General features: G+C 37.7%; 24 protein-coding genes. All 24 read right to left on the reverse strand.

The features are described 5' to 3' along the window. Nucleotides 1-518: 518 nt before the first annotated feature. A complete protein-coding gene (locus ACQKNX_RS16760; RefSeq protein WP_427429859.1) occupies nucleotides 519-1,151 on the reverse strand; it encodes a YczE/YyaS/YitT family protein in 633 nt (210 codons plus the stop codon). Nucleotides 1,152-1,283: 132 nt separating this feature from the next. After that, on the reverse strand, nucleotides 1,284-1,778 hold the full coding sequence (gene ybaK / locus ACQKNX_RS16765; protein ID WP_401019329.1) for a Cys-tRNA(Pro) deacylase: 495 nt from the start codon (nucleotides 1,776-1,778) through the stop codon (nucleotides 1,284-1,286). Between the two features lie 24 nt (nucleotides 1,779-1,802). Continuing rightward, a complete protein-coding gene (locus ACQKNX_RS16770; protein WP_427429860.1) occupies nucleotides 1,803-2,594 on the reverse strand; it encodes a putative metalloprotease CJM1_0395 family protein in 792 nt (263 codons plus the stop codon). 349 nt (nucleotides 2,595-2,943) lie between these two features. Further along, nucleotides 2,944-3,516, reverse strand: a complete 573-nt coding sequence (locus ACQKNX_RS16775) for a VanZ family protein (protein ID WP_427429861.1) — start codon at nucleotides 3,514-3,516, stop codon at nucleotides 2,944-2,946. A gap of 132 nt (nucleotides 3,517-3,648) precedes the next feature. Continuing rightward, the gene (locus tag ACQKNX_RS16780) at nucleotides 3,649-5,187 is read right to left on the reverse strand and encodes an acyl-CoA carboxylase subunit beta (RefSeq protein WP_401010947.1); all 1,539 of its coding nucleotides are present in this window, start codon (nucleotides 5,185-5,187) and stop codon (nucleotides 3,649-3,651) included. A 24-nt stretch (nucleotides 5,188-5,211) separates the two neighbouring features. Next, nucleotides 5,212-5,997, reverse strand: a complete 786-nt coding sequence (locus ACQKNX_RS16785; RefSeq protein WP_401019334.1) for an enoyl-CoA hydratase — start codon at nucleotides 5,995-5,997, stop codon at nucleotides 5,212-5,214. Then, nucleotides 5,994-6,911, reverse strand: coding sequence for a hydroxymethylglutaryl-CoA lyase (locus ACQKNX_RS16790; RefSeq protein WP_427429862.1), 918 nt, complete (start codon nucleotides 6,909-6,911; stop codon nucleotides 5,994-5,996). Before ACQKNX_RS16790 ends, ACQKNX_RS16785 begins: the two co-directional genes overlap by 4 nt. 12 nt (nucleotides 6,912-6,923) lie before the next feature. After that, nucleotides 6,924-7,136: an acetyl-CoA carboxylase biotin carboxyl carrier protein subunit gene (locus ACQKNX_RS16795; protein ID WP_139860471.1), complete on the reverse strand. Its 213-nt coding sequence runs from the start codon at nucleotides 7,134-7,136 to the stop codon at nucleotides 6,924-6,926. Between the two features lie 202 nt (nucleotides 7,137-7,338). Then, nucleotides 7,339-8,697, reverse strand: coding sequence for an acetyl-CoA carboxylase biotin carboxylase subunit (locus tag ACQKNX_RS16800; RefSeq protein ID WP_427429863.1), 1,359 nt, complete (start codon nucleotides 8,695-8,697; stop codon nucleotides 7,339-7,341). Between the two features lie 15 nt (nucleotides 8,698-8,712). Beyond that, entirely contained in the window at nucleotides 8,713-10,353 is a 1,641-nt protein-coding gene (locus ACQKNX_RS16805; RefSeq protein WP_427429864.1) for an AMP-binding protein, read from the reverse strand. 33 nt (nucleotides 10,354-10,386) lie between these two features. Then, nucleotides 10,387-11,529 (reverse strand): acyl-CoA dehydrogenase, encoded by a 1,143-nt coding sequence (locus tag ACQKNX_RS16810; RefSeq protein WP_401010957.1) that lies wholly within the window; start codon nucleotides 11,527-11,529, stop codon nucleotides 10,387-10,389. A gap of 87 nt (nucleotides 11,530-11,616) precedes the next feature. Next, complete coding sequence (locus ACQKNX_RS16815) at nucleotides 11,617-12,267, reverse strand: TetR/AcrR family transcriptional regulator (protein ID WP_427429865.1); 651 nt, start codon at nucleotides 12,265-12,267, stop codon at nucleotides 11,617-11,619. A gap of 466 nt (nucleotides 12,268-12,733) precedes the next feature. Continuing rightward, nucleotides 12,734-13,672: an ROK family protein gene (locus ACQKNX_RS16820; RefSeq protein WP_427429866.1), complete on the reverse strand. Its 939-nt coding sequence runs from the start codon at nucleotides 13,670-13,672 to the stop codon at nucleotides 12,734-12,736. 26 nt (nucleotides 13,673-13,698) lie between these two features. Further along, a complete protein-coding gene (locus tag ACQKNX_RS16825; RefSeq protein ID WP_427429867.1) occupies nucleotides 13,699-14,391 on the reverse strand; it encodes a copper homeostasis protein CutC in 693 nt (230 codons plus the stop codon). Between the two features lie 2 nt (nucleotides 14,392-14,393). Then, nucleotides 14,394-15,833, reverse strand: coding sequence for a M17 family metallopeptidase (locus tag ACQKNX_RS16830; RefSeq protein ID WP_427429868.1), 1,440 nt, complete (start codon nucleotides 15,831-15,833; stop codon nucleotides 14,394-14,396). A 164-nt stretch (nucleotides 15,834-15,997) separates the two neighbouring features. Next, entirely contained in the window at nucleotides 15,998-17,998 is a 2,001-nt protein-coding gene (locus tag ACQKNX_RS16835; protein WP_427429869.1) for a beta-galactosidase trimerization domain-containing protein, read from the reverse strand. 35 nt (nucleotides 17,999-18,033) lie between these two features. Further along, nucleotides 18,034-18,849: a carbohydrate ABC transporter permease gene (locus ACQKNX_RS16840; protein ID WP_340821096.1), complete on the reverse strand. Its 816-nt coding sequence runs from the start codon at nucleotides 18,847-18,849 to the stop codon at nucleotides 18,034-18,036. Beyond that, nucleotides 18,846-19,733, reverse strand: a complete 888-nt coding sequence (locus tag ACQKNX_RS16845) for a carbohydrate ABC transporter permease (RefSeq protein ID WP_427429870.1) — start codon at nucleotides 19,731-19,733, stop codon at nucleotides 18,846-18,848. Before ACQKNX_RS16845 ends, ACQKNX_RS16840 begins: the two co-directional genes overlap by 4 nt. Before the next feature lie 184 nt (nucleotides 19,734-19,917). Next, nucleotides 19,918-21,228 (reverse strand): ABC transporter substrate-binding protein, encoded by a 1,311-nt coding sequence (locus tag ACQKNX_RS16850; RefSeq protein ID WP_427429871.1) that lies wholly within the window; start codon nucleotides 21,226-21,228, stop codon nucleotides 19,918-19,920. Between the two features lie 27 nt (nucleotides 21,229-21,255). Continuing rightward, a complete protein-coding gene (locus ACQKNX_RS16855) occupies nucleotides 21,256-22,269 on the reverse strand; it encodes an asparaginase (RefSeq protein WP_427429872.1) in 1,014 nt (337 codons plus the stop codon). 106 nt (nucleotides 22,270-22,375) lie between these two features. Further along, nucleotides 22,376-22,804 carry an L-fucose mutarotase gene (gene fucU, locus ACQKNX_RS16860; RefSeq protein WP_427429873.1) on the reverse strand — a complete coding sequence of 143 codons (429 nt, stop codon included), beginning with the start codon at nucleotides 22,802-22,804 and terminating at the stop codon, nucleotides 22,376-22,378. Nucleotides 22,805-22,824: 20 nt separating this feature from the next. Beyond that, nucleotides 22,825-23,718, reverse strand: a complete 894-nt coding sequence (locus ACQKNX_RS16865) for a fumarylacetoacetate hydrolase family protein (protein WP_427429874.1) — start codon at nucleotides 23,716-23,718, stop codon at nucleotides 22,825-22,827. Nucleotides 23,719-23,745: 27 nt separating this feature from the next. Next, nucleotides 23,746-24,519, reverse strand: coding sequence for an SDR family NAD(P)-dependent oxidoreductase (locus ACQKNX_RS16870; protein WP_427429875.1), 774 nt, complete (start codon nucleotides 24,517-24,519; stop codon nucleotides 23,746-23,748). Then, nucleotides 24,516-25,331: an SDR family NAD(P)-dependent oxidoreductase gene (locus ACQKNX_RS16875; protein ID WP_427429876.1), complete on the reverse strand. Its 816-nt coding sequence runs from the start codon at nucleotides 25,329-25,331 to the stop codon at nucleotides 24,516-24,518. The genes ACQKNX_RS16870 and ACQKNX_RS16875 overlap by 4 nt, the downstream gene beginning before the upstream one ends. Nucleotides 25,332-25,336 lie beyond the last annotated feature (5 nt).

Here is a 25,336-nt window from a genome sequence, read left to right on the forward strand (position 1 = left end):
TATATGAACTATCACACCAAAAGATGAAAGGGGAGGCAAATTGTTTGAGTGCCTGACACTAATTGTGTGCGTACCTGGCACTTGGCATAGATAACTGACATAATACAGGCTCCTAACATCGTAAAAAATCCACTTCGCTTTCCGCGGGCACAATGTAAGCCGCATCCGTCACTAACGTGCCGCCTGTTGCGTCTTACATTTTGTGCTGTTCCCGCAGGAGTCTTTGTGGATTTTTACTGTGGTATTGATTACTTATGATTTCAGAATTGTTTGTGTGCCTGGCACTTTTTCACGACACTTTTCCACGGACATCTGGCAGAGTATAAGCTCCTAATTCGTAAAAATCCACTTCGCTTTCCGCGGGCACGGTGTAAGCCGCAACCCTCGCTGTCGCGCGGTTTGTTGCGCCTTTCATTACGTGCGTTCCCGCAGGAGTCTTCATGGATTTTTACTTGGTTATTGATTACTGAAGATTTCAGAATTGTTTGTGTGCCTGTCACCAAAACTGTCACCAAAACTCAAAATGGTTTGATGCCTTCCATACTTCCGATACATTTCATTAAAACTTTCCGACAATACGGTAAGGAAAATTGCACAATATAGCCGGATGTTAGTGCAATAACGACAGTACCAACACCAACAGGGCCACCGAGCAACCATCCGAAAATGGTTACGAGAACTTCAATGCCCATACGTGCTGTTTTAATCGTCCCTCCAAACCTTTCAACGAGTATCATCATTAAAGTATCACGTGGACCTGCCCCCATATTTGGTGCAATATACATTCCACAGCCGAAGCTTAAAACAAATAAACCTAGTACAAAATAGGTTATTTGTAAGCCATAAATATCAGTTGAAGGCAACAGCCAATTAAACACATCAATAAATGACCCGATAAGTAGCATATTTAGCCATGTCCCTATTTTAGGCCACTGCCGTAATACAATCGAGGTTGATACGACGATTAAAAACCCTGTTAAAATGGACCAAGTTCCTATTGTTAAGCCGAAATTTTGAAATAATCCTACATGTAACACATCCCATGGGCTTGTTCCTACAATTTTCCCCTTGATTGACATCGTAATTCCTAATGACATAATCATCATTCCCACCACAAAAAACACCCAGCGCCATCCTGTGACTTTTCGCATTTCACTATCCTTCTCTCTATGTATGATATTGCTCTAACTTTATCATCATTTTTACTCCGAAATCGCAGTTTTCGTTAATAATTTAAAATAATCTGAACATAAAATTTCCCCAAATAAAAAACTATCCAAGGATTATTCTTGGATAGTTGTGATTGGAGCAAGTTGTGCCTTAGTCACTGCAAGTAAATCATCTAGTTGAATGTGCATTTGCATACCAATTTTCCCTGCACTAACAATAATACTTCCTTGCGCACTTGCAGATGCATCAACAACCGTAGGATACAACTTTTTCATGCCGACTGGTGAGCATCCACCACGGACATAGCCTGTATAACCAAGTAGCTCCTTAACTGCTAGCATCTCAATCTTTTTCTCACCAACGACTTTAGCCGCAGCTTTTAAATCAAGTTCTTCTGCAACTGGTATGACAAAAACAAAAAGCTTTTGGGCGCTCGCCTTTGCCACTAATGTTTTAAATACAGATGATACAGGATGCCCGATTTTCCCAGCTACTGACACCCCATCTACTTGACCGTCACCTGTCTCGTATTCTAAAACGTCAAATTGTATTTTTTGTTGCTCTAATAGTCTAATTGCATTTGTTTTCGTATGCTTCGCCTTTGCCACAATTAAAATCCCCAATCTATACCATTAAGCTGTCATTGAAAACGTCGAGTTGTCTCCATATAGATAGCCGCTTTTTGCCATTTGAATATGCGTAGCATATTTTGCAGACGCTATTTTAAATGTCCGTGCTTTCAATGCCTCATCATAACTCTTACCGAAAATTGTATCTGCAAATGGGTCCAAATTCAATTCCTTCGAAAATCGTTCTGGCACCTTTACATCAGTTGTTTCCGTAACATAAGGTGGTTCAAGCTCATTAAGCACTGTTTCATCTAGCTCTGTACCATTCTGAATTTGTTGCATCTGAGCATCTGCACTAGCCACTATACGTAAATCTTGTGAAGATGGAACTGTTGGTGTTAGCGCGGCACTTCGAACCTGCTGTAAAATTTGCAATGTGTCCGCGTCCTCAGTATCCGTATCCATTACTGCTTCAGTCAAATCATCTAATGCCGGATATCGGTCATCTGATGCTTTTAGCCGTGATGAAGAAGGAGATTCTCCAATATCACTGCCGATTGTTTTATATGCTTGCTCATGAGCTCTTACACTTTTTTCAGTTTGTTGTAAATCTTGCATCATAGCCTGTTGCTGTGGCGTTACTTCCTTAGATTCTTCTTTATGTTGCTCATATAAATCTTGATCTTGACGGCCTAATAATAGATTTTCGAGCTCTAGCAATATTTTATTTTTTTCTGGTTGGAAGTACTGTGCATTTTTTCGATAAGCGTCGCCAGCTTCTTTACGCTGAAGGATTTTCTTACGATTATAATGAGCGGATTGTCTTTCTTGCTCCATCATGTTTGATAGTTTCATATCATCACCTCGACTTTCTTTTTAATATGCAAGTTTAGTAGTAAATATGAACAACTCTCTATTAACTATTTTTATTCAAACTGAACGGTTTCTGTACTTTTATTATCGGAATTTTCTCTCTTAAATTCAAGTAATAATTACTACTAACCTCCTAAAGAAACAATACCCCAAATTTTATATAGGTAAAAACACCTTGTTAATAAGAGTGTTTTTATTGTTATTACATTTCTTTATTACTTTTTCATTTATTTTCATGAAAATTTATCACATTAAACACTTGTAAAATAGTGTTTATACTAATAAAAAACAGCCCATTAATAAAATGGACTGTTTCTTCTATAATCGAACTTTATGAACGTTTTTTGGGCATGATAAGCACACATTTATAAGCTAAGTATCCAAACCATGCGCCTAGCGTATTTAAAATCAAATCATCAACATCTGCAGAACCAACTGTAAAAATAAACTGCACAGTTTCAACAGCAAGGCTAGAGAAAAAGCCTATACAAATAATAACCCATGCCTTTCGAAACCTCTTTGACAGTAGTGGTAGCAAAAAGCCCATTGGTGTGAATATTAACAAATTGCCTAATAAGTTTACGACAATCAAATCTAAATTAAAATATTGTGAGTAATTGATATAACGTAAAATTGTTTCAAACGGTATAAAATTTGTCGTTACTCGCCAGCTACTATAATCAAACAAACCAATCTCACTTAAAGAATAATCGCCACGGAACAACATAATACAAACATCCACTAAACGATTAATCACTAATTTGTAAAAGGCAATAATTGTGTAAAAACTAAAAAACACCCAGCCTATTACTTTAATCTGCATATAATACGTATCAATCCACGCTCGAAATGGTAATGGTAGCTTGGCATCACCTTGGATACTAGATATATTATTTTTTGCCATGCTAATTCACCCACTTCCTCTTATCCATCCCATATTTTAATATGTCTGACCGTGCTCATGCAAGGGGTGAAATATATTAAAAAATGCACACCAGCATAAACTGGGTGCATTTTTTGGATAAAGTATTTCTTCTTATACTGGATTCACACCATGCTTCCGTTGAGAGAATAACAAGTATTTAGACATATACAAGTCCAAACGTGTTTCCAGTGCCTTCCGTAAATCATTCGGCTCAATAACATCATCAATAATTAGCTCAGATGCTAAGCGATAAATGTCAATTTCCTCTTGGTATTCTTTTCGCTTTTCAGCAATAAAGCTTGCTTGTTCTTCTTTTGGTAGTTCGGCAATTTTATTGGCATATACTGCATTTACAGCTGCCTCTGGACCCATTACGGCTATTTGTGCGTTCGATAACGCAATACAGCAATCAGGCTCAAAAGCTGGACCTGCCATTGCATAAAGCCCTGCACCATACGCCTTACGTACAATTACAGTTAGTTTAGGTACAGTTGCCTCGCTCATTGCAAAAATCATCTTCGCGCCATGGCGAATAATGCCCGCCTTCTCAACTTGTGTTCCAATCATAAAGCCTGGAACGTCTACAAGGAAAATAAGTGGAATATTAAAGGCATCACATAATGAAATAAATTTTGCCGCTTTGTCAGCTGAATCGTGGAACAATACGCCGCCCTTCACACGTGGTTGGTTAGCTATAATCCCAACTGATTGTCCGTTAATGCGTCCAAGCCCCGTTATTAATTCTGATGCAAATAATTTTTTTACTTCACAGAAAGAATCTTCATCAATCAACCGATCAATTAATTGATACATATCAAAAGGCGAGTTTTGATTTTTGGGAATTAATTCTTCAATTGATTTTTCAAATGTTGCTGGTGGCTTCGGTGCTTCCACTTTACTACGTTCAGCATAGTTATTCGGAAAATAGCTCAAATATTTGCGTGCATAGGCAATAGCTTCCTGCTCTGTTTTTACAAGAACATCCCCACAACCAGATACTGAACAATGCATTTTAGCGCCACCCATTGTTTCTAGATCTACCTTTTCACCAATGACCATTTCTGCCATACGTGGCGACCCTAAATACATTGATGCGTTGCCTTCCACCATCACCACAATATCAGAAAATGCAGGAATATAAGCGCCTCCCGCTGCAGAAGGACCAAACAACAAGCAAATTTGCGGCACTTTACCAGAAAGTTTTACTTGATTGTAGAAAATACGTCCTGCTCCACGACGTCCAGGGAACATCTCTAACTGATCTGTTATACGTGCACCTGCCGAATCAACTAAATAAAATAATGGACAATTTAGCTTCTCCGCCGTTTCTTGAATACGAATCATTTTCTCCACTGTACGTTTTCCCCAAGACCCTGCTTTAATCGTCGAATCATTGGCTAAAACACATACTGTACGACCATGGATTTTACCGATACCTGTAATAACGCCATCTGCTGGTAAATCACCTGCTAAACAGTTTGCATACAGACCATCTTCCGATTGAAGACCATCATCTAATAATAATTCTAGTCGCTCTCGGACAAATAGCTTGCCTTGTTGTGCATTTTTATCGTGATATTTCGGCAGACCCCCTGCTAAAATTTGTTCCTTCATCGCATTTGATGTATTTTCTGTGGATATATTGCTCATGTCCAATTCCCCCTTTGCAGTCCATTACTTTCCTGAATATTGCGGTGTTCTTTTTTCTTGGAAAGCTTGTAAGCCCTCCAAGCGATCTTCGGTTGGAATAAGTGCACTATATGCGAGTGATTCGATTTTCAAGCCTGTAGCTAAATCTACTTCAACACCATTATTAATGGCATTTTTCGCCTGAATTAATGATAGCGGTGCATTTTTCGCCATTTCGAGTGCAAGCTGTTGCGCTCTTTCTTGCACTTCATGCCCTTCATATACATATTCCACAATACCAAGGTGTTTCGCTTCCTCGGCATCGATTCGACGTGCTGTATAAATTAGTTCCTTCGCTTTACCAATTCCAATCAGTCGCGGTAAGCGTTGTGTCCCACCTGCGCCTGGAATAATGCCAAGTGAGGTTTCAGTAAGACCTACTTTGATATGTGTAGCTGCTATGCGTAAATCGCAAGCTAAAGCGAGTTCTAGTCCGCCTCCAAATGCAACGCCGTTTAAAACAGCAATAACAGGTTGAGCTAATGACTCTACTTTTGCAATCGTTGCTCCGATTAAATGCACAATTTGCTTTACTTGTTGATCGGACATCCCTTTACGCTCTTTTAAATCTGCTCCTGCACAAAATGCCTTTTCCCCTGCACCTGTTAGTAAAACAACACGCACTGCTGGATCGGCATTTATTTTATCTAGCGTAGCACTAAGGTCGTTTAATAATTGTACTGACATGGCATTTGCCGCTTCCGGTCTAGAAAGTGTTATGAGCCCTATATTACCTGGTAACAAATCAAATTGAACGAGTTGTTGTGTCACGTGATATTAGCACTCCCTTCATTACGAACAATGGCCATTTGTTTAGACGCAACGTCCTTCCCAAGCTTTTGTTCTATAAATAGTACTGCTTCTAACAGCCTTTGCATGTTAACGCCTGTTTCGATGCCCATTCCTTCTAATAGATACAACAAATCCTCTGTAGCTACATTACCCGTTGCTCCTTTTGCATAAGGACAACCGCCTAGGCCACCGAGTGCACTATCAAATTTCGTAATACCCATTTCTAACGATTTCATAATATTGGAAAGTGCTGTACCACGCGTATCATGGAAATGCATCGCAAATTTTTCAGCAGGATATCTCTTTAACAGCTCTTCTAAAAGATGCTCAACCTGTGTCGGTACTCCAACGCCGATTGTATCTCCCAGCGATATTTCATCAACGCCCATTTCCAATAATTTATCTGTTACTTGTAAAACTTTTTCTGGGTGTATGTAACCCTCATAAGGGCAACCAATTACCGTTGAGATATAACCACGTACATGCTTATTTGCGGCCTTTGCCCCCTCAACTACTTCCTTCATTATTGGAAATGTTTCGTGAATCGTTTTATTGATATTTTTTAGATTATGGCTTTCACTAGCAGACATAAAAATGCTTGCTTCATCAATGCCCGCTAGCAATGCACGTTCTAGTCCTCGCATGTTTGGCACAAGAGCCGCATACGTTATGTCCTTTTCTCGCTTAATAGCTTGCAGCACTTCTACTGCATCTGCTAATTGAGGAATCCACTTCGGATGGACTAAAGACGTTACTTCTATATAATTTATTCCCGTCCGACTAAGTAAATTTACTAGCTGTACTTTATCTGCAGTAGCGATGTGTACCTTTTCGTTTTGCAAACCATCACGAGGCCCAACTTCCTTTAACGTAACATGCTTTGGTAATTGCATAGAAATGCCTCCCTATTCAATTTCTAAAATATCATCATCAACGTTAATGAAATCGCCTTCGTTCGCAATAATTTTTGTTACAACGCCATCCTCTTCTGCAGCAATCGGAATCTCCATTTTCATTGACTCTAAAATTGCTACGTCTTGCCCTGCTGTCACTTTATCGCCTTCTGCCACTACGATTTTCCATACTGTTCCCGCCATGCTCGCTTTTACTGTTGCCATATAAATCCCTCCAAATAGTTAGGTGTATTTGTTTCAAGTGACAAACGTATCACTCAAATCAACACACATATTTTCATTTTGTAACGCATACATACTCGCACATGCTTTGCATAAGCTCCTCAGTATGAAAACATCTGATTGTAATCACGAGCCATTTGATTACAATCTCGTTGCTACGAATGTCCATAATATGAACTTATCCTTATTTCGTTTCTGTTAATTGTGGTAAATAAAATTCCTCCACAAATTTCGTTGTTGTATGCCCTTTTAAAAATTGCTCATGGGTTACAGTTTTCAAAAGCATCGGTATATTTGTTTGAATGCCCTCAATCTTATACTCTTTCAATGCTTGTATAAGGCGCTCACACGCAATTGCTCGCGTTTCTCCCCACACTACTAATTTACTAATCATTGGATCATAGAAAGGCGTCACAGTTGAACCCGCTTCTACACCACATTCATGTCGAATACCCTCACCTATAGGCAATACAAGATCTGTAATTTTGCCTGGAGACGGGAAAAACGTTGTAGGGTTTTCTGCATAAATTCGTACCTCAATGGCATGCCCCTGTTTGTCAATGCTGTCGCGTGTAAAGCTTAATGGCTGTTTCGCTGCTACTTTAAATTGTTCTTCTACAAGATCCAGTTTCGTTATTTCTTCCGTTACAGGGTGCTCTACTTGTAAGCGCGTGTTCATCTCTAAGAAATAGAAGTTTTGCTCTGCATCTACTAAATACTCAATCGTTCCTGCGTTTACATAACCGATATGCTTCACCGCTTGCACAGAAGCTTCTAACATTCGTGCTCGCGTTTCCTCAGAAATAAATGGAGATGGCGCCTCTTCCACCACTTTTTGATTGCGTCGTTGAATTGAACATTCTCGTTCAAATAACGGAACTACATTGCCCTCATAATCCGCGATGATCTGTACTTCGACATGATGTGGGTTGGCTATGAATCGTTCCATGTACATCGTGCCATCACCAAAAAACGATTGTGCACGTTTCTGATTACCCTCAAATGCTTTCTCTAACTCCTCAGCATCTGACACAAGTTGCATGCCGATTCCGCCACCCCCAGCAGAGGCTTTTAGCATAATCGGATAACCTAAACGAGATGCGATTTCAATTGCTTCTGAAACATCTTTGACAGGTGCTTCAACCCCTTCTACAATCGGTACACCTGCAGATTTCATCGTCTTACGAGCTTCCAATTTACTGCCCATGGACGCGATCACTGTAGCACTAGGTCCAATAAATACTAGGCCAGCCTCCGTACAACGTTTTGCAAAATCAGCGTTTTCCGAAAGTAAGCCATATCCTGGATGGACAGCGTCAGCCCCGCTTTCTTTTGCAATTTCAAGAATGCGCTCAATATTTAAATAGCTTTGAACAACAGGCGGCTTACCAACGCAGTATGCCTCATCAGCATCTTTGACATGTAAACTTTCAGCATCCGCCTCAGAATATACCGCTACCGTTTGAATATTAAGTCGCTTACATGTGCGAATAATACGTCTAGCAATTTCACCACGATTTGCAATTAATACTTTCTTGAACATTGTCTTGCCCCCTCCCTAATTCACCTTCACTGCCGCCACAAAATCTTCGCGTAGTTTAAACTTCTGCACTTTTCCTGAGGCAGTCATTGGGTAGCCATCGATAAAGAAAATATGTCGCGGAATTTTATGTTTAGAAATTTTATCTCGGCAAAAAGCTCGAATTTCCTCTTCTGTTGCCTGTTCCCCTTCTCGCAATATAATCCATGCAGCGGCTTCTTCACCGTACTTAGGATCAGGAACACCAGCTACCTGTACATCTGCGATTTTTGGACATGTATATAAAAACTCTTCAATTTCACGTGGATATAAATTTTCACCACCGCGGATAATCATATCCTTCAAACGGCCTGTTACTCTTACATAACCTTCTTCATCCATCGTTGCCAAATCACCGGTATGAAGCCAGCCATCGTGATCGATTGCCAGTTGTGTCTCCTCAGCATTGTTATAGTAACCTTTCATCACATGGTAGCCTCTTGTACATAGCTCGCCTTGCTCATTTGTTGCAGCTTCTACATCTGTACCGGGAACGACAATTTTAACTTCTAGATTTGGTAATGCCCTACCTACAGTCTCTACTTTTAAATGGAATGGGTCATCTGCTCTCGTTTGAGTAATGACAGGAGAAGATTCCGTTTGACCATAACAAATAGTGACATCAGTCATCCCCATTTTCTCGATTACTGCTTTCATGACTTCAATAGGACAGTTAGAACCTGCCATAACGCCAGTACGCAATGCCGATAAGTCGTATGACGCAAAATTGTGCAAATTCAACTCACTAATAAACATTGTTGGTACTCCGTGTAATGCAGTACACCTCTCTTTTTCTACTGTTCGTAACACTTCCGCAGGGGAGAATTCTTGCACAGGTACCATTGTTCCACCACTTGTAGTAATAGCTAATGTACCGATGACACAGCCAAAGCAATGGAAGAAAGGCACTGGAATACATAAGCGATCTTCCGACGTTAAGCGCATACATTCTGCGATGTTAACCGCATTATTGACTAAGTTATAATGTGTTAACATAACCCCTTTAGGAAACCCCGTTGTTCCTGAAGTATATTGAATATTAATGACATCATCATAATGGAGTGAAGCTTGTATTTGATCTAATTGTTGCTCTGTAACTTGCTCAGCAGCTGCTATTACATCAGACCAGTTGAGTACTCCCGGATATTTTGTTTCGCCAATTAAAATAACATTTTTCAATAGAGGTAGTCGCTCCGATTGCAATTTACCAGGTTCACAATTTTCAAGCTCCGGACAAATTTCTTGGAGTGTATTCAAAAAAGAATGGTCTCGATAGTTTTCGATTAAAATTATCGTTTTAGCATCGGATTGTTTTAGCAAATATTCCAATTCATGCGCACGATAATTTGTGTTTACCGTAACGATTGGCGCCCCCATCTTTCCTGTGCCAAACTGTAACTGTACCCATTCAGGAACATTTGTCGTCCACACTGCGATATGATCTCCCTTTTCAATACCAAGGGCCATTAATCCTCTAGCAACTAAACGACTTTGATGATTTAACTCCTCATAAGTCATACGTAAGTCTCTATCTGCATACACTAGCGCTTCATTTTTAGGATATTTTTTAGACTGTTCATCGAGCAATTGACCAATTGTTTGATACACAAGTTCTGCCATGAAAATCCCCCTTAAATATGCTATATAATGTTTTTAACAGCCAATTAGACGAGAAATAACGAGACGTTGAATTTCAGATGTACCTTCACCGATTTCCATTAATTTAATGTCACGTAAATGACGTTCTACATCATATTCCTTCATATAACCTGAACCACCATGAATTTGAATGGCTTGATTGCAAGTTCGGAAGCCCATCTCAGAAGCGAATAATTTCGCCATAGCTGCTTCCTTAGCAAATGGTTTTTTCTGGTCTTTAAGCCATGCCGCTTTATGTACTAGTGTACGAGCAAGCTCTATTTCCATTGCCATATCCGCTAATTTAAACTGTATTGCTTGTAACTTGGAAATTGGTGCTCCAAATTGCTCTCGTTCATTCGCAAACTTTAATGCTTTTTCATAAGCAGACTGAGCAATGCCGACTGATAAAGCCGCTATGGAAATACGTCCACCATCTAACGTATTTAAAAATTGGCTAAAACCACGTTTTTCGTCCCCTAATAGATTCGTTTTTGGAACACGAACATTTTGCAAAATAATTTCACATGTATTGGAACCACGCACACCCATTTTGTCGTAATTACAATTAATTGTGACACCAGGTGTGTTTGTTGGCACAATAATTGATGAGATGATCTTTTTGCCATCTTCACGCTTGCCAGTTACTGCCGTAACAATAATTTGTCGTGCATGGCCTGCATTTGTAATCCAGCATTTTTCACCGTTAATAACGTAATCATCGCCGTCAACGACTGCTGTTGTACGTGTTCCGCCCGCATCAGACCCTGCATTTGGCTCCGTTAAACCGAAAGCACCTAATGTTTCACCTTTCGCTAAAGGTACAAGCCATTCACGCTTTTGCTCTTCCGTTCCAAAGTTATAAATTGGAGCAGCGCCTAAGCTTACTGCTGCTGCATAGCTTAAACCTGTACCACCGCAAGCACGCCCAATTTCCTCAACAGCAATTGCATAGGAAACCGTATCTCCTCCAGAACCACCATATTCCTCAGGAAACGGGATACCCAATAAGCCTAGCTCTGCCATTTTTTCAAAGCTTTCTATTCTCATTGTTGATGTCTCGTCGACTTCACGAGCGTAAGGTTTAATCTCTTTCTCTGCAAAATCACGTACCATGTCTCGAATCATCGCTTGCTCTTTCGTTAGTTCAAAGTTCATTCCCATTTCCCCCTAATATCCAATTTGCCATAGCGGATTTCTTTCAGACGACAGTTACACAAATCTGGACCGACTAGTCGGTCTGTATTAAAGATTAATAAAACCAGCTTTTTCTTCTGGCTTCACCTTTACCATAAATTGAGTTGCTTCTTCCATAGCTTGCTCTGTAACAATTGCTCGTAATATCATATCCGTAAATACTTCTGTAATTTCCTCCATTGTCAACGGACCGGTTTGTTTAAACCACATATATGTCCAGTTAATCATCCCCACAATGGCCATTGTTACAATTGTACAAGGTAATTCAGAACGAAAATCCTTAGTCTGCTGCCCTTCTTCAATCACCTTTTGTAATATTTCCCGATATTGGTCCCGCTTTTTATGAATTATTGCACTATATTCTTCTGACAACGAACGGCTTTCTTCATAAAATACAGTAATATGGGCTTGATACACATCAAACACTTGCGTTAGCGTTTGAAGCATTGCACATAAGCGTTTAATCGGCGTATCATATTTGTCATAAGCTTCCTGTGACTGTTTAATAACATAGGAAATAAACACATCATGAACTTCATATAACAATTCATCTTTCGATTTAAAATTATGATAAAATCCACCTTTTGATGCACCGATGTATTCTACAATGCGATCAACAGTTACATTATGATAGCCATCTTGCTGAAACAGCACTACAGAAGCGTCTACAATTCTTTGTTTTAACGTTTTTTTTACCATAAGCACCTATCATCCTTCTTTATAACACTTACCCCTTTGTTCCTTATAACTAGGACTTACATTCTCTTAATTTTCCTAATTATAAAAATACTATGACTCCTTTAATATAGCATTCTCAAAAATTGGTGTCTAGTTCCACGAAACAATTTAATAGTATTAACGAGAATTTTTTTTACGTTAAACAGCATATAAACCAATCGTTCTTTAAGAAAACAATGATACTTCTCCATATAAAGTGTAATTTGCATACGTAATCCTGTACTTTTCTATTGTGAGGCACTACTTTCACTGGAGCTTTTTCGGCAAAATACATACACTAACTGTATGCTCTCTAGTTGAATTTTATGTGACAGGCACTCAAACAATTCTGAATTTTTATATACCCAAGTAAAAACCCACGAAGACTCCTGCGCTTACAGAGTGCTGTGCGCGGAAAGCTAAGTGGGTTTTTAGAAGTGACAGGCACTCAAACAATTAAATTTGCCGCACCTATTAATGCTGCATTTTCAAACAATTGCGAACGTCTAATTTCATATGTGTTTTGATAGGAAGGAAGAACATAGTTTTGAGTCACTTCCTCAATTTTCTCCATAAATCGGGAATTCGTTTTCATAACACCGCCACCTAATACAATGCAGTCCGGGTTAAATGTTTGTATAAAATTCGCCAAAACAATACCTACATATGTAGCTGCTTGCTCAATAATTTCTTGTGCAACTAAGTCTCCTGACTCATATGCAGAAAATACCATTTTTGTATCAATTGGTCTTCTTTCATGCTTCTCCATGTCGACCAAAATGGATGTGCTATTTTTGATGGCATCCATTGCTCGTCGTTGAATGGATACTCCCGATGCATATGCTTCTAAACAACCCAATTTGCCACAATTGCATGTTGGTCCATTCGCATTAACAGTGACATGCCCTATTTCGCCAGCTAACATATTACTGCCAGTAAACAATTGTCGTTCAAAAATAATGCCTCCACCGATTCCTGTACTTATCGTCATAAAAAGCATATTCTTTGATTGCCGACCAGCCCCGAAGTTAAATTCTCCCCAAGTTGCTGCACTCGCATCATTGACTACTGTAATTTTCTTATCTAACTGTGCATTTAACATCTGCCCTAAAGGTACGTTATTCCAATTGAAAGTAGACCAATAGTGAATAATTCCATTATCTGTATCAACTATCCCTGGCACTCCGACGCCTATACCTTTTATCTCGTAACCTTCTGAAAGAGCATTAATCGCCTCTACTAATCTATTGACAACAATCTCTGGACCTTCATGCCCTCTCGTATCCATACGAGTTTCCTTCATGATTTTCCCATCAACACTTAATAATCCAACGGCAATTTTTGTACCACCCATATCTACCCCAACTAGGTACTCTTTTTGCTGCATTTTATTTCCCCCAATGGTCACTGTGTCTATGCACGGTATAAAATGATATCCTTTATTTCTTTAATTTTATGTTCGTCTATAAAGTGGTCAAAGCTCGATTGATGCCGAACACCGGATCCAAAATGAAATTCTGAAACGTTGACCTGATTCAAAAAGGATGGAAGGGTATTAGGTGATAGACCAGAACCTGGCATTATTTGAATGTGAGATTGGCTTGCTTGTTGTTCTAAAGCTTGAATTTCGCTAACCGCATCAAGTACTTTATTTTTGCCACCTGATGTTAAAATTCGTGAGATTTCTTTATAAGACATTAACGTATTTAATGCCTTTGATTGGTCTCTTACTTCATCGAATGCTCGATGAAATGTAATATCCAATCCATCCGCTGCTTCTACTAATTGTTTTAAAGTATATTCATCAATATCATGCTCTTCAGTAAGTGCACCAACAACTATTCCACTAGCACCTAGCTGCTTACATATTTGAATATCCTTTAACATTATTTGTAAATCGTTTTGATCATAGAAGAATGAACGGCTGTGAGGTCGAATCATTACATTTACAGGGATCGTTAATTCACCGCAAACACTTTCAATCATTGCATAGCTCGGTGTTAATCCTCCCTCAGCTATACCTGCGACTAATTCAATTCTGTCTGCTCCAGCATTTTGCGCCGCTTTCGCATCTGTTAAAGAAATTGCAATCACTTCAATAACCATATTTAGTCATTCCCTTTTTCTAGTTTACTATAGCTTTCTATAAAATCTGCCAATAATCGAACACCATAACCTGATGCACCACGCACATGATAGCCTCTCGTTTTCGGCGATTGAACAGGTGCCGCCATATCAATATGTCCCCATTTTGTACCTTTAGGGACGAATTTTCTTAAAAAGAGTGCGGCCGTAATAGAGCCTGCTAGATTGTCTGAGCTAATATTACAAATATCTGCATAATCACTCGCTAAAGATTCCTCGTATTGATCAATAAGTGGCATCGGCCATATAAAATCACCATTCTGACCGCCTAGCTTTTTCATTAATTCTGTAATCGACTCATCTCCGAATACACCTGCATATTTTAAGCCTAATGCCGCACCAATTGAGCCCGTTAACGTAGCGATATCAATAATTACATCTGGCTTTAACCTTTCAGAATATAATAGAGCATCAGCTAAAATAAGTCTTCCTTCAGCATCTGTATTGCCAACTTGAACATGCAAATTATTTGCGAAACGAATAACTTCACCTGGTAAAAATGCCTTTTCATTAAGCAAGTTTTCAGCAATCGGCAACAGGGCAGTGACATTTACATCTACATTTTTTGAAGCGATTAAATCCATAGCACCAAATACAGCACCTGCTCCTCCCATATCCATACGCATATCGCTAATGTTAAGACCCGTTTTAATGCTAATACCACCGCTATCATAAGTCATGCCTTTACCAATCAACACGATATGTGGCTTATTAACATTCGTACAGTACTTAATCTCTGCTAAATAAGATGAATATTGACTGCCTCTTCCAACTGCCAGTAGCCCATTTAATTGGAGCTGTTGCAAGTCGTCTGTATTATAAATATTGACAGACAGATTTTTTTCTCCGAAATGCTGACGAATCGTTTCAGTAAATGTGTCTGGATTAAGGTCAATCGGATCTGTATTACATAAGTCTCTCGTTATATTAGTGCTGTTTGCACGTAACATTCCAACGGTGATAGCATTTTTTAAAGCTTCTGTTTCTTCTAATAAAAAATATACATTACAAGGTTTTACGACTATTTTTTCTTTGCGGTATTTTTGAAACTGGTAGGCCCCAAGTATCCAACCTTCTACAAAAGCAGTCACAGCATCTACCTGATTGAGATTTACTGCATTTAAAAATTCACATGCCACTTGAATGTCATTATTTTCACTGGCATTAGCCACTCGTGCTACTTCTCCTGCTGCTTCTCGTAAGCTTTCATAAGTAACTGTTTCTTTGCTTCCCAATCCAATGATTACATAATCCTGTCCACCCTGCTCTGTTTCATGTCTTAACCAGTGACATTTATGTTTTTCAATCATCCATTTAGGAATTTGGATGGATTGATGGGCTGATTTTAATACAGGATTTACAACTACTATATCCTTGTTCCGTTGCCCAAAATGAAATTCCATCTATCATCACATCTTTCATTTATCGTCATTAAGTTTCGAGTCGGCTCGAAATGCTTCTCTTAAAATCGATGACACCCGCAAGAGCCTTTAACTATATTAAAAAGGAAAATATCTAAGTTTTTTTTTCTTAGATTATTTCCCTTTTTTATAGTTTTTTCATAACATTAATCGATATGTAGCATTAAATGGCCTTCGATTTTTTCCACAGTAAACTGTATATACTGTCCTTCAACACTGTAACTTACCTCTGATAATTCAGGCAGTTTTTTTACAGATGTCACCTTTGTATCACCAACAAACATGCTAATTTCTGTGTTATAAAGTGGGATAATGTCTTCAATCGTATAAATATCCTCTGAGCGTTTCTCAGTTATATAATGAAGTGCATGCAAAATCTTTGCCCCTGTTTCTTTATCTTCATTTAATGCTGTCAGCAATGTCGATGGACCATTATGAGCAATGAGCTTTCTTTCGAGAAGATGATCAATCGCATCATTCATCATCCATTTACACCAAGCTAGGCCATTTTTCCGATATAGTTTAAAAATAGGATGTGAGAAGTAAATGATATTTTGGCATTTTGTCACTGCAGCATGTCCAAATGTATGCGATGATGGGGCATGTTGATGCGAACAAAACGTAGTGCCTTCTCTATTAAAATAAGGTTTTACTGTCTGCATCAGTACCTCTGACTGTACGGGTTTCATTTCTAAACCTTTTAAATACATGACATACTCTTCTTTATACAATTTTTTCCCAATCACATCATTCGGTAAAACAAAATCACGGTCATACTTTGATTCACCAATGTACACATTTCCATATAAATCTTCTTCGTTACTATTTTTATTAATTAGAGATTCAAACGTACCAATAATTTTCCCGCCATTGTTCGCGTAAGCTTGTAGCTTTTGCTGTAATTCAGGAGAATAGTCAATTACATCAGGTAAGATTATTAACTTATAGTCATTAAAATTAATTTGACTGTCGATAATATTAAATTGATATGATAACTCTTGTAACATTCTAACTGCACCGATTAATGCTGGATGGATACCTAAGTTATGATCTCCTGGTGTATAAAATTCTTCAGGTGTTAATACCCCGATCTCTGTAACCGGTTTTGTATTCATACAGTACTTTTCTACTTCTTTCACTTTTCCATAAACACTGCCAATTAATTCATAAGCCGCCTTCGATAATTTACCATTTGGATGAAGTTGATCTCCAATTGAACAGCCTGCACCTAAAGCAAGCATATTGAAGCACTCAAATTCTAAAGCTGCTTTATTTTTCAATGAGTGGAAATCACCCCAATACGTGTGAAACTTACCCGTCATACCGATGATGTCCTTACCCAAAATACGAGAATATCTCATTGTTGCAGGGAAATGATCATAGCCCCATCCACCACTTGGTAAAGACTCTAGCTCCAAATGTGTATAATTGTTTAAGCTACTTTTATTGCCTGGACCAATATGAGAGCTATTATAGAAAATACCTGCATGTGGCACTCTAGTTCTAATAAAATCACTAATCTCTTCTTTAAATTCCTCAAGCATCAGCGTAGAATAATAGATTCTATCTACTCTATTTTCTGTGTTTAACCCTTTACGTTCCATCTGTTTAAAACAATTTTTACAATTACAATCAACTTTAAATAAAATATCTAAAAAGAAACCATCAATATTTTCGCTCTTCACTGTATCGATAATATCTTGTAAATGGTCTTTAAAATATTGTCTATAGCCGCTATTTAAACAAATTGTATAGTAGAAATGTGGCTCCGGAACACCTTGACTGTTAATGAATTCTCCGTTTTCATCAATCGATAACCATTCAGGATGATGTTTACTAATATAGCCATCCCATTGCACAGTTGTATAAATCGGAACTTTAATATTATTTTTATGGCAAACCTCTATTTGTTCTAATAAAAGGTTTTTATTTTCAAGATGCGGATGGATTAAATCTGGACGATGCTGTGAAGGGTAATATAACCAGCCGTGATGACATCTAGCAAAACAAGTAATCGAGTTTACATTCGCTTCTTTTAATGTCTCAACAAACTCCTCTGCAACGAAGTCCTTTCCAACACCAAGAATATCTTCACTCGTATGAAAATCTAAATGTACCTGTCTATAACGTAATTCACTCAAATTCATAACCCCCAATAATATTCACTTTTTCTATTTCATTGCTATTCTTTGACTGAGCCTGCCGCAAGACCACTTTCTATTTTCTCTTGGAATAGAAGATAAACGACTAAAGGAACTAATATCGTGATGACGATTGCAGCCATTAATGGCCCGTATTCTGATCCTCTTTCACCACTAAAGTTTAATAGACCCAATGCAATTGGTTTTAAGCGGTCATCATTAATAAATAAAAGTGGGAACAGAATGTTATTCCATGCGCCTAAAAAATTAAAAATAGAAACAGTCGATATTGCTGGAACAGACATTGGCAATATAACTTTGAAATATATTTGGAAATAACTTGCGCCATCCATAAGTGCCGCTTCTTCTAAAGAGGCATTAATTCCTTTCATAAACCGTGTCAAAACTAAAATGCTAAATGACAAAGAAAACGCCACATACAGTAGAACTAATGCCACTAAATTATTTTTCAATTCTAGTGCTCCAATAATATATGAAACTGGTACAAGAACTGTATGCATAGGTATCATCATACCTAATAGGAAAAACAGGGCTAAAAATTTATTCACTTTAAAGTTAAATCTTGATAATGTAAATGACGCCATAGAAGAGACAATCGCAAGGATAATAACTGTTGCCATTGAAATAAGTATACTATTTAAAAAATATCTACTCATATTCGCTTCTTGCCAAGCAATTACATAGTTCTCAAATCTAAAAACCTCAGGCAAACTAAAGGGTGAACTAAATATTTCTTTATTTCCTTTAAGAGAAGAAACTAATGTAAATAACATCGGTTCAATAAACATTAAAGCCATTGCTATTACAAAAACATATAATATTATTTTCTTTTTCATTGGTTCTTCTCCTTCCTATTCATGAGCGCTTCACTACCGATAGTCAATACGAGCGCAATAACAAAAATGATGACCCCTAATGCACTACCAACGCCGTAGTTGTTGTATCTGAACGCTTCATAATACATTAAAGTAGTAGGCAAATTGGTTAAACCATTCGGCCCCCCTTCAGTCATAACAAAAATTAAATCAAATACTTTCACGGTCCCAATAATATCCATTAAAATACATAAAGTAATAATTGGCTTTAGCATAGGAACTGTTATATGGAAGAACTTTTGTACAGATGAAGCCCCATCCATCTCTGCCGCCTCATATACTTCTTCTGGTATCGTTGTTAACCCCGCTAATAGGATGACCATGTAGTATCCAACACCTGCCCAAATGTTTACAAAGATAATTGCACCCATCGCAGTAGATGAGTCAATTAACCAGCCTTTAGCTAAATCTGCTAGACCAATAAATTCTAATAAGCTATTTAAAGAGCCATTCGGCATAAAAATAAAGTACCAAAGTAGACCGATAGCTGTTAGTGGAAAAATAGTAGGTACAAAATAGATGACTTTAAAGAATCGATGTCCCCTAAATTTCGTATTAATGGCAACTGCTAATAATAAAGCGATTGGTGTATGGAATAAAACGCTAAAAAACACCATGCCAAACATATTTTTTAAAGAAATAAGAAAGTCTTTATCTTTAAACACATTTAGATAGTTTTCTAAACCTACAAAATTTAATGGTGCTCCTTTAATGCCATTCCAATTGACAACGGAAAAATAAAGGGCGCCTATCATAGGTATAATAAGGAATAGAATATAGATTACTAAGGCCGGTAAAGTAAATAGAAAAATTTTTGACTTATCTCTATTTGTTTTTACATTCATCTATTCCCCTCCATTTCTTAAATTTTTTGTAATCTTAATCAATTTTAATCTAATTCGCATATGCAACAGGGACGCATTCCGTGGGTAAGCACCGAGCCGCTTCCCTCGCTACGCTCGATGCTTGCATTTCCCACTGGAGTCGCCGCATTCCGCTCCACGTTAAAATTCGTTATTGAAAAACTACTTATTTAGATTTATCAATTTCATCTTGAATTTCTTTTGCTGCATCTTTAGGCTTACCACCAATTAAGATACTTACGATAGAGTTTCTTGTTCGATCCTGCATAGATGGTAGTGGATCAAAATCGAACACATCTACTGCAATTCCTGTTGACGTAGCACCTAATTCAATATTGTGTAAGAACAATTCAGATACTTTCGAGTTATCAATTGCGATATCTGATCTTGGAATTAAGAACTGTGCTTCCTCTGCAAATCGTTTAGCTGCTTCAGCAGAAGTAAGCATTTTTAGTAGTTCAATTGTATATTCTTTTTCTTTTCCTTCAAGTTTGCCATTCACCATATATGGACTAATGATTTGCATATCTTCATCTTTAAACTCTGGTTTTTCATCAAAGTATGGGAATTTAGCAAGTTTAATAGCATCAGCGTATTCTGTCTCACTTGGATTCGTAAATTTGCCAATGTTCCATGGACCAGTAATAATCATCGCTGCCTTACCTTCAAGGAAATCTGCCACAACAATCTCATCGCTTATACCAGCTGCACTTTTACCAAATACATCTAACTTATTTAAGTCTTCCACATATTCAAGTGTTTTCACAACATCTGGATCTGTCCATTTTAATTCTCTAGTACCTAGTTTCTTTGCTGCTTCTGTACCCATCCATTTATAAAAAATTTGGTTGTGTAAATGTCCTGCCATATACGTTGCCTTTGCACCAAGTGCAATAGGTGTTACATCGATGCCTTTTAACTTTTTAACAGCTGCTGTTAGTTCACTCCATGTTTCAGGGAATTCATTAATACCAGCTTTTTTAAGTAGTTCTTCATTATAATAAACACCAATTAAACCAGACTCCATTGGAATTCCATATGTCCCCTCATGACCTGGCACTTGATAATACTTTAATGCACCTTCTGTGAAATGTTGTCCCCATTCAGGATCATCCTTTAAAATTGGGTCCATATCCATAAGTAAGCCACTTTCAATATACTCGTTTAAATTTGCAACACCTTGAACTCTAAAAATGTTAGGTAAAGTGCCAGATGCAAGATCTGTTTTCAGTTTATTGTTAAATGCTGATTCATCACCTTGAGATTCATCAACAACAACTACATCAGAATGTTTTGCCTCGAATTCTTTAATAATATCTTTGTAGATTTGTACCTGAGTGCTTGTCCCTGCCATTCTTGTTAGCAATCTAATTTTCACCTTACCATCTGCATTATCACTAGTATCACTCGAACCACCACACGCAGTAAGTATAGTAGCTAATAAAACCATCAATACGACTAGCATCTTTTTCTTCATAAATTTCATCCCCTTTGTAACAAATTTTTATTTTGTATTTGGTGTTAATGCAAATACCTCATGGATTGATCCTACTTCAATGCCCCCATCACTTTTAATGATGCTTGGTCTAAGAGAGCGAATATTAGCAATTGTTTCTTTATTTTCATAGTCTATTTGCTCTAAAATCGAAGCAATTACATTTGGCCAAACGTCTTCTGAACCATCTAAAACTTTCAAAGCGAAACCTAAACGTTCTTTTTTCAAGCCGAAGCAATACACACCTTTTGCTCCGCCCTTTGCTACAATATTTCGATCTTGCAATAATACAGAGCAAATAAAGTTTTCAGACGCTACCATGTTGAATTCTTTGTTCATCATTGTTGTCATTCGCTCTACTGCTTCTTTAAGTTCCAAATCTTCAATTAAATCTGGACAAGCTAATTTCAAACTTGTAATAGCCATATTGTGTAATGGTATAGCAAACACAGGCACACCACAGCCGTCTACTCCGATATGAATTTCAGATAGCGGTGTTTCTGATAAATAAGATAGCGTTTTCAAAATAAGTTGTTGTAGGGGATGATCTATATTCCAATAACCCTCCGTTGGAAAACCCATTTCACGACAAGTTGCAATAAAGCCCATATGTTTTCCTGAGCAGTTATGAAAAAGTCGTCTTTTCTCTATATTTTGTCTTAACATTGCCTCTTTTGGTTCTGCATTTAAAGGGTACGAAAAAGGACAAAATAATTCATTCTCATCAATGGCTAATTTCTCTTTCATCGTTTCTAGCGCTTCAATGTGATATGTTTCTCCACGATGTGAAGCAGTAAATAAAGCTGCTTCTCTATCAGTTAAGCCATACTTTAAATCAATTTTAGATAAAAATGCGGGTAACGCTTGAATGGGTTTTGCAGCAGATCGGAAATATGTATTATGTTGGATATTACCAACTTGATAGATAGCCTCCTTGCTGTCATTCACTCCACAAACGACACCAGAATGGACATTTTCCAGTAAGTTCGCTCTTGTTTCTTCTACTAACACTTCAGAATTCATAATTCGCTTTCCCCCGATACATTAGAATGACCAAATTCCCGATACGCTTGTATTCATATCGAGTTTACGGTGAACATTCAGTTAATGTTCATCCTCGAAATACCGATTATTTGATGACACCTTTTTTTAAAATGATATTAGCGTACTGAGCTTTTTCGCTTGTTGCTACTACGGCAAAAGCCTTTTTTGTGCGCTCGTAAAATTCATAGCGCTCCATAAATTCAAATGGAATTGAATATTCGGATTGACGTTGAACGATTTGCTCATACTCTTTCCAAATCGTTGGTTCCACTGGATCTCCTGGGACAACAGCCATTAATTGAATGGGATGTTCCACATACGTATCGATAGGAAAGAACGCCAATATCGCTTCTAGTAATTTTGGAATTGTATGTCCATCACAACGGATTAGCTGTTGGGCATGGCTGGCAGCAGGAAAATTTCCGTCCGCCAACACAATTTCATCTCCATGACCCATCTCCATTAATACCTTCATTAAGTCTGGTGAAATAATTGGAGGAATCCCTTTTAGCATAGTTATTCACACTCATTTCTTTAATCTTCTGCTACGAAGTAATTTGTAAGAGAACCTAATTTCTCGATTTCTACAGTTACTTCATCCCCTGGTTGAATATACACTTGCTGTTCTGCAGGATATCCGAACACTACGCCTTCCGGTGTACCTGTTAAAATAATATCTCCAGGCTCTAATGTCATATGTCGGGAAATATAACTAATAATTTCAGCACAATTGAAAATCATATCTGCGGTGTTCGAGTTTTGTCTTATTTCTCCATTTACATATGTTTTTAATGCTAGATTATTAGGGTTCTCTATTTCATCTGCCGTCACTAAGTAAGGACCAACAGGACTAAACTTATCGCACGTTTTACCTAACAACCATTGTTGTGTTTTCATTTGCAAATCGCGCGCCGATAGATCATTTACAGTGCAATAACCAAAAACATGATCTAATGCATTTTCTTCTTTGACATTTTTTATCTTTTCACCAATAACAATTCCAAGCTCTACCTCATAATCAAGTTGCTTTGTTACATTTGGAATTTGAATATCACTTTGATGTCCAGTTAATGTATTATCAAATTTATTAAATAAAATAGGCACTTCTGGATATGGCGCATTCGTTTCATCTGCATGTTTACGGTAATTTAAACCTACGCAAATAATTTTATGTGGTTTTGTAACACATGGTCCCCAGCTGATTTGACTGTCATCTACAAATACTGCACTTTCTTCTACTTCTATTGCTTGAATAAAATTTTGAAGCTTTACAATTTCTTCTTTATTACAAGAAAATAAAGACATTACATCTGGTAAGTTATTAAAATTTGGATTTTTGTCAATCGATGCGGCTATATCTATAATGCCTTGCATCGTTTGAACGCCTAATTGATAGTTGCCCTGCTTTTCAAATGTTAATAGTTTCATAATCATTCCTCATGTCATTTCGTAATATTAAGCATTTTTCCCAAAGACAACGCCACCATCGATGTAAAGCGGAGAACCCATCATAAAGCTGGACTCATCAGATGCTAAAAATAAGGCAGCTTTCGCAACATCTTCAGGTTTTCCTAATTCACCACTTAGTTGTCTTGTTTTAATACTTGTGATGGCAGCTTGTGGATTGTCATATGCATTTTTTAAATAATTTTCTACAAATGGTGTAAAAATCGTTCCTGGTAATAAAGCATTTACTCGTATATTGTAAGGTGCATAATCTACCTGCATCGCCTTTGTTAACGATAAAATGGCTCCTTTTGTTGCCGAATATAATGCGCGTTGCTTTAAGCCTATTTCCGCAGCACATGAAGACATATTAATGATGCATCCGCTCTTTTGCTCCATCATGTGAGGGACAATATATTTTGTTGGTAAATAGACTCCCTTTACATTTACGCTCATCACTTTATCCCATACGTCTGGCTCTACCTCATCTATGCGCCCAACATTACTAATGCCTACATTATTAAAAAGGATATCAATTTTTTCGAATTGCCTTGTCATATGTTCAACCATCTCTTTTACAGCTTCAGGAATAGTCACATCTGCATGATAAAATGTTGCGCTTCCTCCGTTTTGTTGAATATCCTTTACTGTACCTTCACCATTTTCCTTGTGAACATCGTTAATGATGACGTGGGCTCCTTCTGCTGCAAAAAGAAGGGCTGTTGAACGACCAATACCACTACCACCCCCGGTAATGAGTGCTACTTTACCTTGTAATCTCATAGCAACAATTCCCTTTCTTGTTCTAAATGGTCTTCTGGCTGTGCGGCTTTCACAGTAAGCCCTCCATCTACCATTAGTAAATGTCCGTTTATTTGCATCGCTTCCTCAGAAGCTAAAAATACGACAGCATCAGCAATTTGCTTTTCAGTCCCCAATCGTTTCATTGGATTGGCTTGTATTTCTTTTTCTAAAATACTTGGATCTTCAAGATATTCCTGACACATATCTGTAGCTACTGTACTTGGACCGACGGCATTGATATTAATATTATATTTACCTAATTCAATCGCTAAAGCTTTAGTCAAATGACTCGCCGCCGCTTTTGAGGAAATATAATGTGGGATAACCGGACTTGTCACAAGCAGGCTGGCCGTAGATGTAATATTAATGATTTTGCCGTATCGTTGTTCAATCATTTTTTTAGCTACCCGTTGTGAAGTTAAAAAAATTGATTTTACATTTATTTGATACGTCGTATCCCAAGTTTCTTCTGTTAACTTCATAAATGACTCGAATGGCGCTATACCAGCGTTATTCACTAATATATCTACATTGCCAAGCGTTTTCTCCACTTCATCAATCATGTGATCAACTTCTTGTTTAATACCTACATTCGCTTTTACAACCATCGCTCTAACATTAAAACGATTCTCTATTTGTTCCTTTAACATTTCGGCTTTTTCTAGTGAACTTTGAGATGTATAGTTAATGGCAACATGGGCTCCTTCTTCTGCTAATCTTTCTGCGATAGCAGCCCCTATCCCCCTACTTGCTCCTGTTACTAGAGCAACACGATTTTCAAGTTTTTTCATATTTA

Origin of the sequence: Lysinibacillus sp. NPDC093712 (genome assembly GCF_050280025.1) — a bacterium.
Lineage (GTDB): Bacteria > Bacillota > Bacilli > Bacillales_A > Planococcaceae > Lysinibacillus.